This is a genomic window from Quadrisphaera granulorum (assembly GCF_003149145.1).
GTDB lineage: Bacteria > Actinomycetota > Actinomycetes > Actinomycetales > Quadrisphaeraceae > Quadrisphaera > Quadrisphaera granulorum.
Map to the genome: position 1 here is coordinate 32,421 of NZ_QGDQ01000027.1, position 14,185 is coordinate 46,605.

A 14,185-nucleotide genomic window follows, 5' to 3' on the forward strand; every position below is an offset into this window, starting at 1 on the left:
CGCTGATGACTCCCCGGAGGCACGATGTCTGACACCGGCGCGTTCCGCACCGTCCTGCGTGGGTACGACCCTCTCCAGGTCGACCAGCACCTCCAGCACGTCGAAGGAGCTCTCGCGGAGTCGCGCGAGGTGTGCGCCGAGCTGGCGGAGCAGGTGCAGGCGCTCGAGCGGCGTCTGACCGAGCGCGCCGCGGAGGACGCCGCCGAGGTGGTGCGCCCCGACGCGCTGCGTCTGTCTCACGCCGACCTGGGCGCGCGTGTCGCGCAGATCCTCGCGCTCTCCGAGGAGGAGGCGCTGGAGGTGGTCGCGCGCGCCGAGGCGGACGCCGAGGCGCTACGCAGCGAAGCTGAGGCGCACGCGCGGCTGGTCCGCGCGGACGCCGATCGATACGACACCGCGGTGCGCGCCGACGCCGCCGTGGAGGCGCAGCGGGTGCTCGCCGATGCTCAGCGCCGGGCCGATGACGTGCTCGACGCCGCGGAGCGCCACGCCGCGGCTCGCCGCGAGGAGGCGGAGGCTGCCTGGGAGGAGGCGCGGTCGAGGGCCGCGCAGGCCGCGGCCGACTTCGAGCTCGCGCTCGCGACGCGGCGGCACCGCACCGAGGTGGAGGCCTCGGAGCGTGCCCGCGAGCAGGCGGAGGAGCTGGAGCACGCCGAGCGCCTGGTGGCTCAGGCCCGGGACCGGGCCGACGCCATCGAGCAGGAGGTCGCCGACCGCACCGAGGAGCTGCTCTCCTCCGCCCGCCAGCAGGCCGCTGCCCTCCTGGAGGAGGCACGCCGCCGCGCCGACGAGGTCCGCTCGGAGTCGCAGCGTGAGCTGGCGGCCGCCACGGCACGCCGCGACAGCATCAACGCTCAGCTGGCCAACGTGCGCCAGATGCTGGCGACGCTGTCGGGTGGCTCGTCAGCCCCGGCAGGCTCCACCCCGGTGACGGGCCTGGACGACGGCGCGGTCATCGACCTCCGCGACGACGCGACCCGCACAGCCCCGCGGCGGTAGCGGGCAGCGCTAGAGCGCTTCGAGGCGGTGGTACGCGCGAGCGTGGTGCACCAGCGGCGTGCCACCCGCCACGGCGGTGACCTCGGGGCGCACGAGCAGCACCACGCTGTCACCGGCCTCGATCACCTCGTGGACGGGCCCGGCCAGTCGCGCGACCACACCTGGCAGCTCGGGTAGGCCGGTCTCGTCCCAGGTCCATGACCCGTCCTCGGGGAACCGTCCCGCCGCGGAGGCAGCGAAGCGCCGCGCGAGGTGCTCCTGGCCGTCCGCGAGCAGGTGGACGGCGGCACGGCGCTCGGACAGCAGCGCGTCGATGCTCGAGGAGCTGCGTGAGACGTTGAACGACAGGAGCGGCGGCTGCAGGGACACCGAGGCCACCGAGATGGCGGTGAAGCCGACGGGACGGTCTCCGGAGCGGGTGGTGACCACCCAGGCGCTGGACGCGACGGTCCGGAAGGCGCCGGGCAGGTCGACGACGGGCGCGGTGGCAGCGGCGGTGCAGGTCATGGCGGGATCTCCTCCATCGGTCCTGGCGGGAGCACCTGCCTCGTCCGCGGACGGGCTGGTTGCTGCGGCGTCGACGAGCCAGATCTCTCGGCCGCTCTGGATGGGCGTCTCAGATCGTCTCCCGCCCGACAGCCGCCTGTCAACGCGGCTCACCCGAGCCACCGTCTAGCGTGGCCGTGTGGAGCGCGTGGTGATCGGCGTTGCGACCCTCGTCGTCCTCGGCGCGGTCGCGGGTGTCGCAGGCCTCCTCCTGGCATCTCGTCGGCGCCGCCCCGCGGGGTCGACGGCCGTGCTGCTGGGAGTCGCGCTGGCGTTCGCCGGTGGTTTCTCAGGCTACTTCGTCGGTCCCAAGGGCGGCAGTGGGGCCTTCCTCACCGCTTCGGCATGGGCCGGTGCGTCCCTCGGGGCGGCGCTGGCGATCATCGCGCTCGCCGTCGTGTCCCGTACGGAACGGTCTCGCTCCCGGCGCCCCTGACGCTGTGACGGCCGGCTTCCCCGCGTGGTTCTATCGGTCGGTGTTCTATCGGTCGGTGCACGACGACGGCGCCGGTGCCGGCAGCGCTGGCGCTGCGGTGCCGCCCGGCTGGTGGCAGCGGGCCCTCGCGAGCTTCCCCGATCCCGTGGCCGTGCTCGGGCCCGACTGGGAAGTGCTCTGGGTGAGCCCCATGGCGTCCACCGCCAGCGGCCTCGATCCGGCGACAGTGCTGGGCCGTGTGCTGTGGGACGTGGTGCCTGGCACGGCCACGAGCGAGGAGCCGCTGCGTCGGGCCGCCCGCACCGGCACCACCACCACGTGGGAGGCCCGCATCGGGGGGCCCCACTGGTACGAGCTGCAGGCGGTGCCCCTGGACGGGTTGCTGCTCGTGGTGGCGCGCAGTTCCGACGAGCGGCGGGCGGCTGCGGCGGAGCTCGCCGCGATGCTGGAGCGCACCCGTCTCGTGCTGGAGGTGTCCACGCAGCTGGGCGCCGCACGCACCCTCGACGAGGTGGCCGCCGCCGTGGTCGCGGTGGCCACCGAGCAGCTCAAGGCCGACTACGGCGGCCTGTCGGTGGTCGACAGGACCGCCGGTCGTGTGCGGACCGCCTCCCGGGCCCAGATCGACCCCGAGGTCGAGGAGGTCTGGGCCGACCTGCCCCTTGAGCACGAGGGTCCCGCCCCCTATGTCTGCCGCACCGGCGAGGAGCTCGTCTTCAGCTCCCTGGAGGAGATCGAGGCGCGCTTCCCCGCCGTCGAGCAGCGCATCCGCAGGTCGGGGCTGCGGTCTGGTGTCGTGGTGCCGCTGGTGACCGAAGACACCGTGGTCGGAGCGCTCACCGTCGGCTTCGTGGCCGAGGGACAGGCCACCGCCGGCGTTCTCGACGTCGTGCGCGCCAGCGCCGTGGCGGCCGGGCAGGCGGTGCGGCGGGCGCTGCTCCTGGCAGACCGGGCCAGCGCGGCGGAGGTGCTGCAGCGCGCGCTGCTCGCACCACTGCCGAAAGGGCTCGACGTCGAGGTCGCCGCGCGCTACCTGCCTGCGGGTCACCGCGACCACGTCGGGGGCGACTGGCACGACGCCGTCCCCCTCGACGGAGACCGCCTCGCCCTCGTCGTGGGAGACGTCGCGGGCCATGACATCGAGGCCGCCGCGGTGATGGGGCGCGCCAGCAGCTCCCTGCGGTCGTTCCTCCTGGCCGTCGACGGGTTGCCGTCGCGCGCGCTCACCGCCATCGACGACGCGTTCTTCCGCCTCGACGTGCCGGCCCCCGCGACCGTGGTGGCGGGGGTTCTGACACCCCCCGGGGCGGGCGGCGCGCGCAGCTGGCGCTGGGCGAATGCCGGTCATCCCCCGCCCCTGCTGGCGACGGCGGGCGGCCGGGCGCGGGTGCTGGCGCGGCGCCCGGAACTTCTCATCGGCATCGACCCGACCACCGAGCGCACCGACCATGTGGTGACGGTGCCCTCGGGGTCGGTGCTCCTGCTGCACTCCGATGGCTTGGTGGAGCGGCGCGACCGCGACCTGGACGACGGCACCGCCGAGCTGGCGGCGCTGCTGGGGCCGCTGGCCGCCGCGTACGCCGACCGCCCGCTGGAGGCCATGCTCGACGCGCTGCTCGCCCAGGCCCTGCCCGTGCGCCCCGCCGACGACGTCGTCGTGCTGGCGGTGCGCACGCCTTGAAGGTCAGCCGGGCACGTAGTCGAACGTCTCGGGGTTCGGACCGGTGCGCCCCTGCTCGCCCTTGTCGAGGGCGGTGATGGCGGCGACATCGGAGTCGGCCAGCTCGAAGTCGAAGATCTCGAAGTTGGCCTGCATGCGCTCGGTGGTCACCGACTTGGGGAAGACGATGTCGCCGCGCTCGATGTGCCAGCGCAGGGTGACCTGGGCGGTCGACTTTCCGACTCGCTCGGCGATCTCGCTGATGGTCGGGTCGTCCAGGACGCGGCCCTGGGCGATCGGCGACCACGCCTCGGTGGCGATCTGGTGCTCCGCTCCGTAGGCACGGGTGGCGTCGTTGGTGAAGTAGGGGTGCACCTCGATCTGGTTCACCGCGGGGGTGATCTCGGTCTCGGCGGCCAGGCGGCGCAGGTGGGACGGCGTGAAGTTCGAGACGCCGATCGAGCGGGCGCGCCCGTCGCGGTAGAACTCCTCTAGCACCCGCCAGGTGGCGGAGAAGTCGCCGTCGTACAGGGTCGGCAGCGGCCAGTGGATGAGGAACAGGTCCACCTGCTCCATCCCGAGCGCCTCGAGCGTGCCGTCGAAGGCCCGCCGCGCGTCGTCGGGGCGGTGGAAGCCGTTGTTGAGCTTGCTCGTGATGAAGAAGTCGTCGCGGTCGAGGCCGGACGCGCGGACCGCCTCACCGACGCCCTTCTCGTTGCCGTACATCTGCGCGGTGTCGATGTGCCGGTAGCCGATCTCGATGGCGCGCCCGGTCACCTCCGCGGTGTCCTCCGGCGGCACCTGGAACACCCCGAAGCCGAGCTGCGGGATGGTGCGCCCGTCGTTGAGGGTGATCGTCGGGACAGTTTTCTGCGTCGTCTCGCTCACGACCTGAGCGTTACCCCGCTGTGGCCGGTCTACACCTGCCGTCGACAAGCGCCGGCTCAGACCAGGCCCGCGACGGCCCCCGCGAGCCGCACGACGTCGAGCGCGTCGTCGCCGTCGCCGACCGGCTGGAGCACCACCGACGTCGCGCCAGCCTCGCCGTAGGCGCGGACCAGGGCTGCGACCTCCTCGGGCGTCCCCACGAGCGGCGTGGCCGGGCGGGCGTTGCCCCAGCCGTCGGCCTCGACGTCGATGCGCTCGCGCGCCCGCTCTCCCACCGCCGACGGCACAAAGACCACCACGTGGAACGTCGGGTCGCCGACACGCCCCGTGTGCCGGACGGAAGCGGCGACCTGCTCCGGCGACGGCCCGGCGTCGAGGATGACGCCGTCGGACCGCTCCCCCGCCAGCGCCAGCGTCTTCGGCCCGCGGGCGCCCACCAGCAGGGGCGGCACCACGTGCGGCGGGTGGTCGAGCCGCACGTCGTCGAGGTGGACGTAACGGCCGTCAGCGCCGACGCGCTCACCGCGCAGCAGCGGCGCCAACACCTCGAGGTGCTCGCGCAGCAGCGTCATCGGGGAGGCCTCCCGGGCGCCGACCTGCCCCATCCAGTCGAGCACGCCGTGCCCGACACCGGGCAGGAACCGCCCGGGGAAGGCCCGAGCCAACGCGGCGACCTCCATGGCCGTCAGCGCCGGGTTCCGCAGCGGCACGGGCATGAGCCCCAGGCCCACGTGGATCGTCGAGGTCCACGCCAGCGCGAGCGCGGACGAGGTGAGCCCACCGGCCCAGAAGCAGTCCTCCCACAGCCACAGCTCGTGCGCACCTGCCTGCTCTGCGGCGGTGGCGTGCTCGCGCAGCACCTCCGGTGGCTGCTGCGGGCGAACGACCACCCCCACGGCCAAGGACGAGGACGACGACGACGGCTGCGCGGCGCTGCTGGGCACGACGCGCAGCCTGCCAGCTACCCCTCGGGGAGCACCTGCCCGCCGTCCACGACGAGGCTCTGGCCGGTGACGTACCCCGCCTGCTCGCTGGCGAAGAAGAGAGCCGCAGCGGCGATGTCGTCGACGGTGCCGAGCCGGCCCAGCGGCACGGCGTCGGCCATCGTCTGCAGGTACTCGGCGCCCAGCTCGTGCAGGCCCTCGGTGAGCACGTTCCCGGGGAGCACCGCGTTCACCGTCACCCCGTGGGGTGCCAGCTCGATCGCCGCCGTCCTCATGAAGCCGAGCTGGGCGGCCTTGGATGCGCCGTAGTGCGACCAGCCGGCGTCGCCGGTGATCGGGCCGGTGATCGAGGAGGTGAGCACCACACGACCGCGGGGGGAGGCGCTGAGCAGCGGTGCGCACGCCGCGACGGCCAGGACGGTGCCCTTGACGTTGACCGAGAGCACCTCGTCGAGGTCTGCCTCCGTCATGGCGGTCAGCTCTGCCTTGGGAAAGATGCCGGCGTTGGCGCACAGCACGTCGAGGCCGCCCAGCTGATCGGCCACGGCCGCCGCCAGGGCGGCGCAGCCGGCGCCCGTGGAGACGTCGAGCGCCGCGTGCTGCACGTCGCCCCCTTCGGCGCGCAGGGCATGGGCGACCTCGGCGAGGTGCTGCTCCCCACGGGCGGTGAGCAGCACGCGCGCTCCCGCCCGCGCGAATCCGCGCGCGATGCCCAGGCCGATGCCGCGGCTGGCGCCGGTGACGGCGACGCGCACGCCGTCGAAGGAGGAGAACGAGGTGCTCATGCGTGCACCCCAGCGCACTGCTCCCGCCCGCGGGGAACATGAAACACGCTGGTCACATGCCGGTGACGCCCGTGCCGTGCAACCGGAGGAATCTCGCGCACCGAGCGTGCCCACCACGGGGGCGCCCCCTATCCACTCCTCCCAGGAGGCCTGACGTGGCCACCGAGACCACCGGCACGACACCCACCGTCCCGCCGCAGCGGGGCTCGTCGACAACGAGCTCCACGACCAACTCGCCGCCGGCGGCCCTCAAGGCCGGCTCGCTGGGCCTGGTCGCCGTCCTGTTCATGGCGGTGGCCAACGCGGCTCCCATCACCGCCATCACCGCCAACGTCCCGATCGCCATCGCCTACGGCAACGGGCTGCAGGCTCCGGCGGGTTTCGCCGTCGCCACGGTGATCCTCACCCTGTTCGCCATCGGGTTCGTCTCGATGGCCAGGCACATCACTACCGCCGGCGCCTTCTATGGCTTCATCACGCACGGCCTGGGCACCATCTGGGGCACCGCCTCGGGGGCGCTGGCCACCATGGCCTACGTCGTCTTCGAGGCGTCGCTGGTGGGCATCTTCAGCTACTTCGCCTCCGATGCTCTGGACCAGTGGTTCGGGGTGGGGGTGAACTGGCTCGTCCTCGCCGCGGCCTGCGTGCTCATCGTGGGAGTGCTCGGCTACTTCGACATCAGCCTGGCCGCCGTCGTCATGGGCTTCTTCCTCGTGTGCGAGGTCGTGCTGCTCACGGCGCTCGCGGTGTCCGTCGTGGTCCGCGGGCCGGCCGACGGATGGCAGCTCGGCTCCCTCGACCCGATCGGGGCGTTCACCGGTCTGCCGGAGGGCGGCGGCTTCGACATCACCTCGGGCGACCCGCCCGCCCTGCTGGCGGCCGGCAGCGGCGCGATCGGCCTGTTCTTCGCGTTCTGGTCGTGGGTGGGCTTCGAGACCACCGCGGTGTACGGCGAGGAGTCCAAGAACCCGCGGCGCATGGTGCCGCGGGCCACGCTCCTGGCCGTGGTCGGCCTGGGCGTCTTCTACGTGCTGGTCTCCTGGCTGGTCATCGCCGGCAACGGTGCCCAGCAGGCCATCACCCTGTCCGCGACGGACCCGACGTCGATGTTCACCGGCCTCGCCGCCGCCAACCTCGGTGGAGAGTGGGTGGCGGACGTCTACCTGTTCCTCATCGTCGCCGGGTCCTTCGCCTGCGCCCAGGCCTTCCACAACGCGGCGTCGCGGTACCTGTTCGCCATGGGGCGTGACCTGCCGGCGCTGCGGGGGTCGCTCGGCGCGGTGCACGCCAAGCACGGCTCACCGCACATCGCCTCGCTGGTGCAGACGGCCATCACAGCGCTGTTCGTCATCGGCTTCTACGTGCTCACCACCCACGGCAGCGACGTGAGCCAGGGTGCGTACTACTACCTGTACAGCCTGCTGGCACTGATGGGCACCATGGCGATCCTCATCGTGCAGGCCATCTGCTCGTTCGCGGTGATCGTCTACTTCCACGTCAAGAAGGCGCACCCGGGCGGCCTGTGGACCACCGGCATCATCCCGGCCCTCGGTGGCATCGGCATGCTCTACGTCGTCTACCTGCTCTTCTCCAACATCAGCTTCGCCGGAGGGCCGGCGTCGGTGTCGCCGTTCTTCACGGCCATCCCGTACATCGTCGGGGCGTGCTTCGTGCTGCCGGCGCTGGGAGCGCTGTGGCTGCGCAGCGTGCGGCCGGAGACGTACGCGGCGCTGGGCCGCACCGTCCTGGAGGAGTCCGTCGAGCGCTCGTGACTCGCACTGACACGCAGGAGCCCCCGACCGCTGGTGCGGTCGGGGGCTCCTGTCAGTGCGAGCGGTCAGCTCAGATGGGCTGAACCGTGTCGGCCTGCGGGCCGCGCTGGCCCTGGCTGGCCTGGAACTCCACGCGCTGACCCTCGGTCAGCTCGCGGTAGCCGCCCTGGTCGGCGATGGCCGAGTAGTGGACGAAGACGTCCGGGCCGCCGTCGTCGGGCTCGAGAAAGCCGAAGCCCTTCTCGGCGTTGAACCACTTCACGGTCGCCTGGCCCTCAGCGATGATCGGGCCGCCACCGCCGCGGGGGCGCTCGGCGCCACGACCGCCGCCGGCAGCGGCGCGGGGCTCACGCGGAGCGCGAGCAGGAGCCGCCGGGGCCGGGCCGAGGGCCTGGACCCAGTCGGCCTGCGGGCCGCGCTGGCCCGGGCTGGCCTCGAACTCCACGGGCTGGCCCTCGGCCAGCTCGCGGTAGCCGCCCTGGTCGGCGATGGCCGAGAAGTGCACGAACACGTCCGGGCCACCGTCGGAGGGCTCGATGAAACCGAAGCCCTTCTCCGCGTTGAACCACTTGACGGTGCCCTCGCCAGCAGCGCCGCCGCCGCGCTGCGGGGCCGGAGCGGCCTGGCGGCCGTAGCCACCGCCGCCACCGAAACCACCGCTGTCACGGCCGCCGCGACCGCCACCGAAACCACCGCTGTCACGGCCGCCGCCGCGGGGAGCCGCCGGAGCGGAACCCACGGGGGTGACGTCCTCGGCCTGCGGCCCGCGCTGGCCACGACCCTCGGAGTACTCGACCGGCTGCCCCTCGTCGAGCGAGCGGTATCCGCTGCTCGCGATGGCCGAGAAGTGGACGAACAGGTCAGGCCCGCCGTCGTCCGGCTCGATGAAGCCGAAACCCTTCTCTGCGTTGAACCACTTCACTACGCCCTGGGGCATCCCACAGTCTCCGTCATCTTCGTGTACGTATCCGGCGCTCAGGTCATGACCTGGTGCACCACAGACCAGTGTGACAGCAAACGAGGCTCCTGCACACCACCTGGCGGGCTCAATTCCGAAGAGAACGCCGTCCCACGCCACCTGACAGTAGCCGTCAGGCACTATCGACAGAGTCACGGTTCTGTCGTCAGGAGTGCTAATGGGTTGGACGCTGGAGCAGCTGCGCACGCTCGCGGCCCTCGCCGACGCCGGCACCATGGCCGCCGCCGCGGCTGAGCTGGGCTACACCCCGGGGGCGGTCTCCCAGCAGATGGCCACGCTGGCCGCGGCGGCGGGCCGTCCGCTCCTCGTGCGGGTCGGCCGGCGGGTAGAGCTCACCGATGACGGGCTGCTGCTGCTCGCGGGCGCACGGGAGGTGCTGGCTGCCGACGAACGCGCCCGCTCGGCCCTTGCCGCGCCCCGGGCCGACCGGCGCGCCGTCGTCACCCTGGGAGTCTTCGGGTCCGCCGCAAGCGCAGCGTTCGGGCCGACGACGGCGCTGCTGCGGCAGCGGGCGCCATGGGTGGACGTGCGGGCGGTGGAGGTCGACGTCGAGCGAGCGATCGACGCGGTGGTGCCAGGACCAGGAAGCTCCGCGCTCGACGTGGCGCTCGGCCTGGAGCACCCCGACTCCCCGTCACCACCGGTGGCGGGGGTCACCGCGGTGCCGCTGCTGGTCGAGCAGTACGCCGTGGTCGGGGCGGTCGGGTCCCTCCCGGTGGGGACCGAGGCACTCCGCGGGGTGCTGCAGCAGGCGGACTGGGTGCTGCCACCCCTCGACACCGCCTTCGGGCGGGCGGCGCGCACCGCGTGCGCGCGGGCTGGGATCGCCCCGTCGGTGCGGCACACGGTGACCGACACCGCGGTGTCGCTGGCCCTGGCCGAGTCGGGGGCGGGCCTGACGCTGGCGACGCCCCTCATGCTGGCGCTGCGCCCCACGCGCTGCGACACCGCGCCACTGCCCGATCCCGCCGGCGGCGGCGCCCAGCGTCGCGTGGTTGCCCTCGTCAGGGCGACGGCGGCTGAGCGGGAGTCGGTGCGGCTCGTGCTCGCGGCGCTGCAGGAGGCGTTCACCCACCTCTCCCCGTGATCATGGACTTCCAGAACAGCCACCGCGTGGCGGACGTGCCTGCGGGGAAGGGGACGGCATGACCACTGCCTCTGAGAGCGATCCCTTCGACCTGCAGCGCTTCCTCGACGCCCAGGCGGGCGGTACCTACGAGGCCGCCCTGGCGGAACTGCGCGCCGGGCGCAAACGAGGCCACTGGATCTGGTTCGTGCTCCCGCAGATGCGCGGCCTCGGGCTGAGTGCCACCAGCCAGCACTACGGCGTCACCGGGCTCGCCGAGGCCCGCGCCTACCTTGCCCACCCCGTCCTCGGACCGCGGCTGCGCGAGTGCTTCGAGGTGCTTGCCGGTCTGCCCGAGACCGACCCGGTGCGCGTACTGGGTTCCATCGACGCGGTCAAGGTCCGCTCCAGCGCCACGCTGTTCGCCGCGGCGGCACCTCAGGAGCAGGTCTTCACCGCCGTGCTCGACCACTGGTACGGCGGCCATCCGGACGACGCGACGATCTCGCGCCTGTAGACAGCGGGACCGGTGCGCTAGTCTCCCGCCACACCATCCAGAGTGGCTGAGAGACCCGGCTCGTTGACGCCACAGCAACCACCCCTCGCAGGGCAGGTGCTACCGCCGGGACCGATGGAGGTCACCGTGTCTGCCTGTATGCCCCAGCGCTGAGCCGTCGGCGCTACCCGCGCAGCGCCACCGCCAGCGCTCCCCCTCGCACCACCGCGCCCCGGATCACCGGGCCGCTGCCTCACGCCCGCTGATGGGCGGCAGTAACTCACCCGCGCCCTCGCTCGCCTTCGTCTGCCTGGAGAGTCCCGTGTCCCTGCTCCGCCGCTCCCCTTCGTCGTCCTCCCTCGCGGAAGCCGCGGCGCTGTCACGTCGCCAGCTGCTGCGCGCCGGCGTGCTGCTCGGCGGGGCCGCCGCCACCGCCGGATCCCTGGCTGCCTGCGGCTCCGGCGGCGGCGGGGAGGCGCTCGCAGCCCCCAGTGGCGACCCGACCAGCGCGCTGCAGGGCAAGACACTCAAGCTCATGGTCAACCAGCCGCACGTGGTGGCCTTCCGCGACCTGCTGGCGCCGGAGTTCGCCAAGCAGTTCGGCGGGAAGCTCGAGGTCACCGCCATCCCCTACGACCAGCTGACCAGCAAGCAGATCCTCGACGTCCAGGGCGGCGCGGGAGAGTTCGACGTCTTCGACTACTTCTACTTCGGCCTCGGTGCCCTCGTCGACGCCGGTGCCCTCGTCGACCTCACCGACTACATCGGCGGCGACGCGAACATCAAGACCGACGACTTCCTGCCGTCGATCTACGACGTCTACACCCAGATCGACGGCAAGCGGTACGGCCTGCCGTTCGACGGCGACACCCACGTCCTCTACTACAACGTCGCGCTGCTGGAGCAGTACGGCCAGCAGCCGCCGAAGACCTGGGACGAGTACGACGCCGTGGCCAAGGCCATCACCGAGGCCGGCGGCGGGAAGGTCTACGGCGCCGCGGTGCTCGGCCAGCAGGTGCCGATGATCCTCGGCTGCTCCTTCATCAACCGCCTCGCCGGCTACGGCGGCACCCTGGTCGACGCCGGGGGCAACCCCACCCTGACCACCGACGCGGCCAAGGCGTCCCTGCAGCACCTCATCGACGTGCAGCCCTACGCGCTGCCGACGCCGCTGCAGGTGGGCTTCGACGAGTCCAACAGCGCCTTCCTCCAGGGCACCGCGGCGATGATCGACACCTGGACCGACCTGGGCCTGCGCGCCAACGACCCGGCAAACTCGAAGATCGTCAACGGCTGGGGCGTCGTCCCGCTGCCCGTCGGCGGGTCGAACACCACGCCGCGCACGGCGCTCAACGCGGGCTTCGGCCTGGGCGTGTCGACCGCGAGCAAGGAGCGGGAGGCCGCGGCGGCGTTCGTGGCGTGGGCGACTGACAGCACCCGCAACCTGCTCCTGGCCAGCTACGGCGGCTCGGGCATCGACCCCAACCGCACCAGCGTGCTCGACTCCCCCGGCTACGCCAAGGCCAGCGCGCCGGCCACCGAGGTCATCGCCACCGGCCTGCGCGGCAACCCCCTGCCGTGGCCCACCGACGCCCAGTCGCCCAAGCGCCTGCAGGACCTCGTCGACCAGCTGGCGCTGGCCCTGTCCGGCTCCCAGGACGTCGAGACCTCGCTGTCCAAGGCGCAGGAGGCCTGGGAGAAGAGCGCATGAGCACGACGACGCCGGCCGTGCGCCACGTCCCGCGGTGGCTGTCGCTGCCGCCGCTGGTGGCGATCGTCGTCCTGCTGGTCTACCCCACGGTGTTCGTCGTCGCGGCGAGCTTCACGAGGACGACGCTGGCCCGCCCGCTGCAGGAGTGGACCGGCTTCGCCAACCTCACGTCGGCGCTGCAGACCGAGGCGTTCGCGGGCTCTCTCGTGCGCACGCTGGTGTTCGCGGTGAGCGCCGCCGTCCTCGCGACGGCCATCGGTACGGCGGTGGCGCTGCTGCTGCGGGCTCGGACGGGTCGAGGAGAGGGCGGCTTCGGCGTGCTCGGCACGCTCCTGCTGCTGCCGCTGGTCACGCCGCCGGTCATGGTGGGCGTCGCGTGGAAGCTGCTGCTCGCACCCGCGGGCGGCGCGCTGACCAGCACCTTCAGCTCCCTCGTCGGGTCCCCGGTGAACCCGCTCGGCTCGTCGAGCACGGCGTTGGGCACTCTCGTGCTCATCCACGTGTGGCAGTGGACGCCGCTCGTGGTGCTACTCGTCTTCGCCGCTCTGCTCGGCGTGCCCGACGAGCTGCTCGAGGCGGCGTCCCTCGACGGCGCCGGCGCGCTGCACACCTTCACCGCGGTGACCTGGCCCGTCGTCGCCCCGACGGTCCTGTCGGTGCTGTTCCTGGAGCTGGTGGTCGGCTTCAAGGTGTTCGACCTGGTCGCCGTGGTCACCTCCGGCGGACCCGGCCTGTCGACGGTCGTGGCGAGCTTCGAGGTGTTCCGCACCGGCCTGCGCGGCGACTACGACGTCGGCACCGCCGCCGCCATGACCCTCGTGCTGGGCCTGCTCGTCGGGGCTGTGACCGCTGGTGTCTCGGCGCTGCGCACCCGCGCCGCGGGGGCCGACGCATGACGCAGCTCGCCGACCAGCGCCCGATCGCTGCAGCGCAGGAGGCCGCCGTGGATCCCGCCGTGAACAGCAGCTCGACGACGACGAGCGCCGCCGAGCTCGAGCAGCTGCGCCGAGCGCGGCCTCGCGGGCCGCACCGCCGCTCGCCGCTGGCGCAGGTCGGTGTGCGCCTGGCGCTGGCGCTCGTCGCCGTCGTCGCGCTTGCACCGGTCGCGTTCCTCGTATCGCTGTCGGTGCGCTCCACCGACGACGTCCTCACCGGCTCCTGGCTGCCCGGAGGGTTCGGTGAACTCGCCTGGGGCAACTGGAGCGCGGCCTTCCGGACCATCCCACTGGCGCACATGCTCGCCAACTCCTGGCTCGTGGCGCTCGGGTCAGCGCTGGTCACGGCCGTCGTCGCGGTGCCGGGCGCTTACGTCACCGCCCGCGCCGGCAAGCGCGGTGCGCGCCTGAGTGCTGCGCTGCTCGCGGGGTACTGCGCGCCGCCCGTCGTCGCCGTCCTCCCGCTGTTCTTCCTCCTCAAGGAGGTCGGCCTCACCAACAGCGTGGTGGGTCTGGCGCTCGTCAACGGCCTGGCCAACGCGCCGGTGGCCGTGTGGCTGCTCGACTCCTTCGTTCGCCGCGTGCCGGTGGAGCTGGAGGAGGCCGCCTGGCTGGACGGGCTGTCCGTGGCCGGCGGGCTGCGCCGCATCGTGCTCCCGCTCATCGCGCCCGGCCTCGTGGCGGCGCTGCTGGTGTGCACGTTCCTCGCGTACGGGGAGTTCCTCTTCGCCGTCTCCTTCGCGCAGACCACCGCCAGCCAGCCGCTGACCGTGGGCCTGTCGCTCTTCCAGGGCGACCGCACCGTGCAGTTCGGCCAGCAGGCCGCCGCCGCGCTGGTGGGCGTCGTCCCCGTGTACGTGCTCGCCGTCGTCGCCCAGCGCTGGCTGGTCGGCGGCCTGTCGCAAGGAGCCCTCAAGTGACCTCGTCCAGCCCAGAGCCCCGCCCCAAGGACAGGATCTTCCTCAACG

General features: G+C 72.9%; 14 protein-coding genes and 2 riboswitches. Of the genes, 9 read left to right on the top strand and 5 right to left on the bottom strand.

Annotated features, from left to right (window positions below):
• Positions 1-24: 24 nt before the first annotated feature.
• The gene (locus tag BXY45_RS17860; protein ID WP_109775883.1) at positions 25-999 is read left to right on the top strand and encodes a coiled-coil domain-containing protein; all 975 of its coding nucleotides are present in this window, start codon (positions 25-27) and stop codon (positions 997-999) included.
• Between the two features lie 9 nt (positions 1,000-1,008).
• Here the strand turns inward: BXY45_RS17860 and BXY45_RS17865 are convergent, their stop codons facing one another.
• Positions 1,009-1,506 carry a flavin reductase family protein gene (locus BXY45_RS17865; protein ID WP_109775884.1) on the bottom strand — a complete coding sequence of 166 codons (498 nt, stop codon included), beginning with the start codon at positions 1,504-1,506 and terminating at the stop codon, positions 1,009-1,011.
• A gap of 10 nt (positions 1,507-1,516) precedes the next feature.
• Positions 1,517-1,613: riboswitch (SAM riboswitch) on the bottom strand.
• 71 nt (positions 1,614-1,684) lie between these two features.
• Between BXY45_RS17865 and BXY45_RS23455 the strand changes: the two genes are divergently transcribed.
• Both BXY45_RS23455 and BXY45_RS17870 read left to right on the top strand, forming a co-directional pair.
• Positions 1,685-1,981: a hypothetical protein gene (locus tag BXY45_RS23455; RefSeq protein WP_170131587.1), complete on the top strand. Its 297-nt coding sequence runs from the start codon at positions 1,685-1,687 to the stop codon at positions 1,979-1,981.
• 4 nt (positions 1,982-1,985) lie between these two features.
• Entirely contained in the window at positions 1,986-3,662 is a 1,677-nt protein-coding gene (locus BXY45_RS17870; protein ID WP_170131588.1) for a SpoIIE family protein phosphatase, read from the top strand.
• A gap of 3 nt (positions 3,663-3,665) precedes the next feature.
• On the opposite strand, the gene BXY45_RS17875 is transcribed toward BXY45_RS17870, so the two are convergent.
• From BXY45_RS17875 to fabG, 3 genes are read right to left on the bottom strand one after another with little or no spacing between them, the layout of a single operon-like run.
• Positions 3,666-4,529, bottom strand: coding sequence for an aldo/keto reductase (locus tag BXY45_RS17875; RefSeq protein ID WP_109775886.1), 864 nt, complete (start codon positions 4,527-4,529; stop codon positions 3,666-3,668).
• Between the two features lie 56 nt (positions 4,530-4,585).
• A complete protein-coding gene (locus BXY45_RS17880) occupies positions 4,586-5,473 on the bottom strand; it encodes an LLM class flavin-dependent oxidoreductase (RefSeq protein WP_109775887.1) in 888 nt (295 codons plus the stop codon).
• Positions 5,474-5,490: 17 nt separating this feature from the next.
• The gene (gene fabG, locus BXY45_RS17885) at positions 5,491-6,258 is read right to left on the bottom strand and encodes a 3-oxoacyl-ACP reductase FabG (protein ID WP_109775888.1); all 768 of its coding nucleotides are present in this window, start codon (positions 6,256-6,258) and stop codon (positions 5,491-5,493) included.
• Between the two features lie 155 nt (positions 6,259-6,413).
• Between fabG and BXY45_RS17890 the strand changes: the two genes are divergently transcribed.
• A complete protein-coding gene (locus tag BXY45_RS17890) occupies positions 6,414-8,030 on the top strand; it encodes an APC family permease (protein ID WP_211319716.1) in 1,617 nt (538 codons plus the stop codon).
• Between the two features lie 70 nt (positions 8,031-8,100).
• Here the strand turns inward: BXY45_RS17890 and BXY45_RS24770 are convergent, their stop codons facing one another.
• On the bottom strand, positions 8,101-8,967 hold the full coding sequence (locus tag BXY45_RS24770) for a cold-shock protein (RefSeq protein WP_109775890.1): 867 nt from the start codon (positions 8,965-8,967) through the stop codon (positions 8,101-8,103).
• Between the two features lie 199 nt (positions 8,968-9,166).
• Between BXY45_RS24770 and BXY45_RS17900 the strand changes: the two genes are divergently transcribed.
• From BXY45_RS17900 to BXY45_RS17920, 5 genes are all read left to right on the top strand, one after another.
• Positions 9,167-10,096 (top strand): LysR family transcriptional regulator, encoded by a 930-nt coding sequence (locus tag BXY45_RS17900; RefSeq protein ID WP_109775891.1) that lies wholly within the window; start codon positions 9,167-9,169, stop codon positions 10,094-10,096.
• 58 nt (positions 10,097-10,154) lie between these two features.
• On the top strand, positions 10,155-10,592 hold the full coding sequence (locus BXY45_RS17905; RefSeq protein WP_109775892.1) for a DUF1810 domain-containing protein: 438 nt from the start codon (positions 10,155-10,157) through the stop codon (positions 10,590-10,592).
• A gap of 30 nt (positions 10,593-10,622) precedes the next feature.
• Positions 10,623-10,713, top strand: a riboswitch (SAM riboswitch).
• Between the two features lie 180 nt (positions 10,714-10,893).
• Positions 10,894-12,282 (top strand): ABC transporter substrate-binding protein, encoded by a 1,389-nt coding sequence (locus BXY45_RS17910; protein WP_211319717.1) that lies wholly within the window; start codon positions 10,894-10,896, stop codon positions 12,280-12,282.
• A complete protein-coding gene (locus tag BXY45_RS17915) occupies positions 12,279-13,178 on the top strand; it encodes a carbohydrate ABC transporter permease (RefSeq protein WP_109775894.1) in 900 nt (299 codons plus the stop codon). Before BXY45_RS17910 ends, BXY45_RS17915 begins: the two co-directional genes overlap by 4 nt.
• Positions 13,175-14,137, top strand: coding sequence for a carbohydrate ABC transporter permease (locus tag BXY45_RS17920; protein WP_109775895.1), 963 nt, complete (start codon positions 13,175-13,177; stop codon positions 14,135-14,137). The genes BXY45_RS17915 and BXY45_RS17920 overlap by 4 nt, the downstream gene beginning before the upstream one ends.
• The last annotated feature ends 48 nt before the right edge of the window (positions 14,138-14,185 follow it).

Excerpts from the sequence above, each read along its gene's own strand:
- BXY45_RS17920 (WP_109775895.1), top strand. The coding sequence starts at position 13,175 with ATGACGCAGCTCGCCGACCAGCGCCCGATCGCTGCAGCGCAGGAGGCC.
- BXY45_RS24770 (WP_109775890.1), bottom strand. The coding sequence starts at position 8,967 with ATGCCCCAGGGCGTAGTGAAGTGGTTCAACGCAGAGAAGGGTTTCGGC.
- fabG (WP_109775888.1), bottom strand. The coding sequence starts at position 6,258 with ATGAGCACCTCGTTCTCCTCCTTCGACGGCGTGCGCGTCGCCGTCACC.
- BXY45_RS17860 (WP_109775883.1), top strand. The coding sequence starts at position 25 with ATGTCTGACACCGGCGCGTTCCGCACCGTCCTGCGTGGGTACGACCCT.
- BXY45_RS17900 (WP_109775891.1), top strand. The coding sequence starts at position 9,167 with ATGGGTTGGACGCTGGAGCAGCTGCGCACGCTCGCGGCCCTCGCCGAC.
- BXY45_RS17905 (WP_109775892.1), top strand. The coding sequence starts at position 10,155 with ATGACCACTGCCTCTGAGAGCGATCCCTTCGACCTGCAGCGCTTCCTC.
- BXY45_RS17915 (WP_109775894.1), top strand. The coding sequence starts at position 12,279 with ATGAGCACGACGACGCCGGCCGTGCGCCACGTCCCGCGGTGGCTGTCG.
- BXY45_RS17865 (WP_109775884.1), bottom strand. The coding sequence starts at position 1,506 with ATGACCTGCACCGCCGCTGCCACCGCGCCCGTCGTCGACCTGCCCGGC.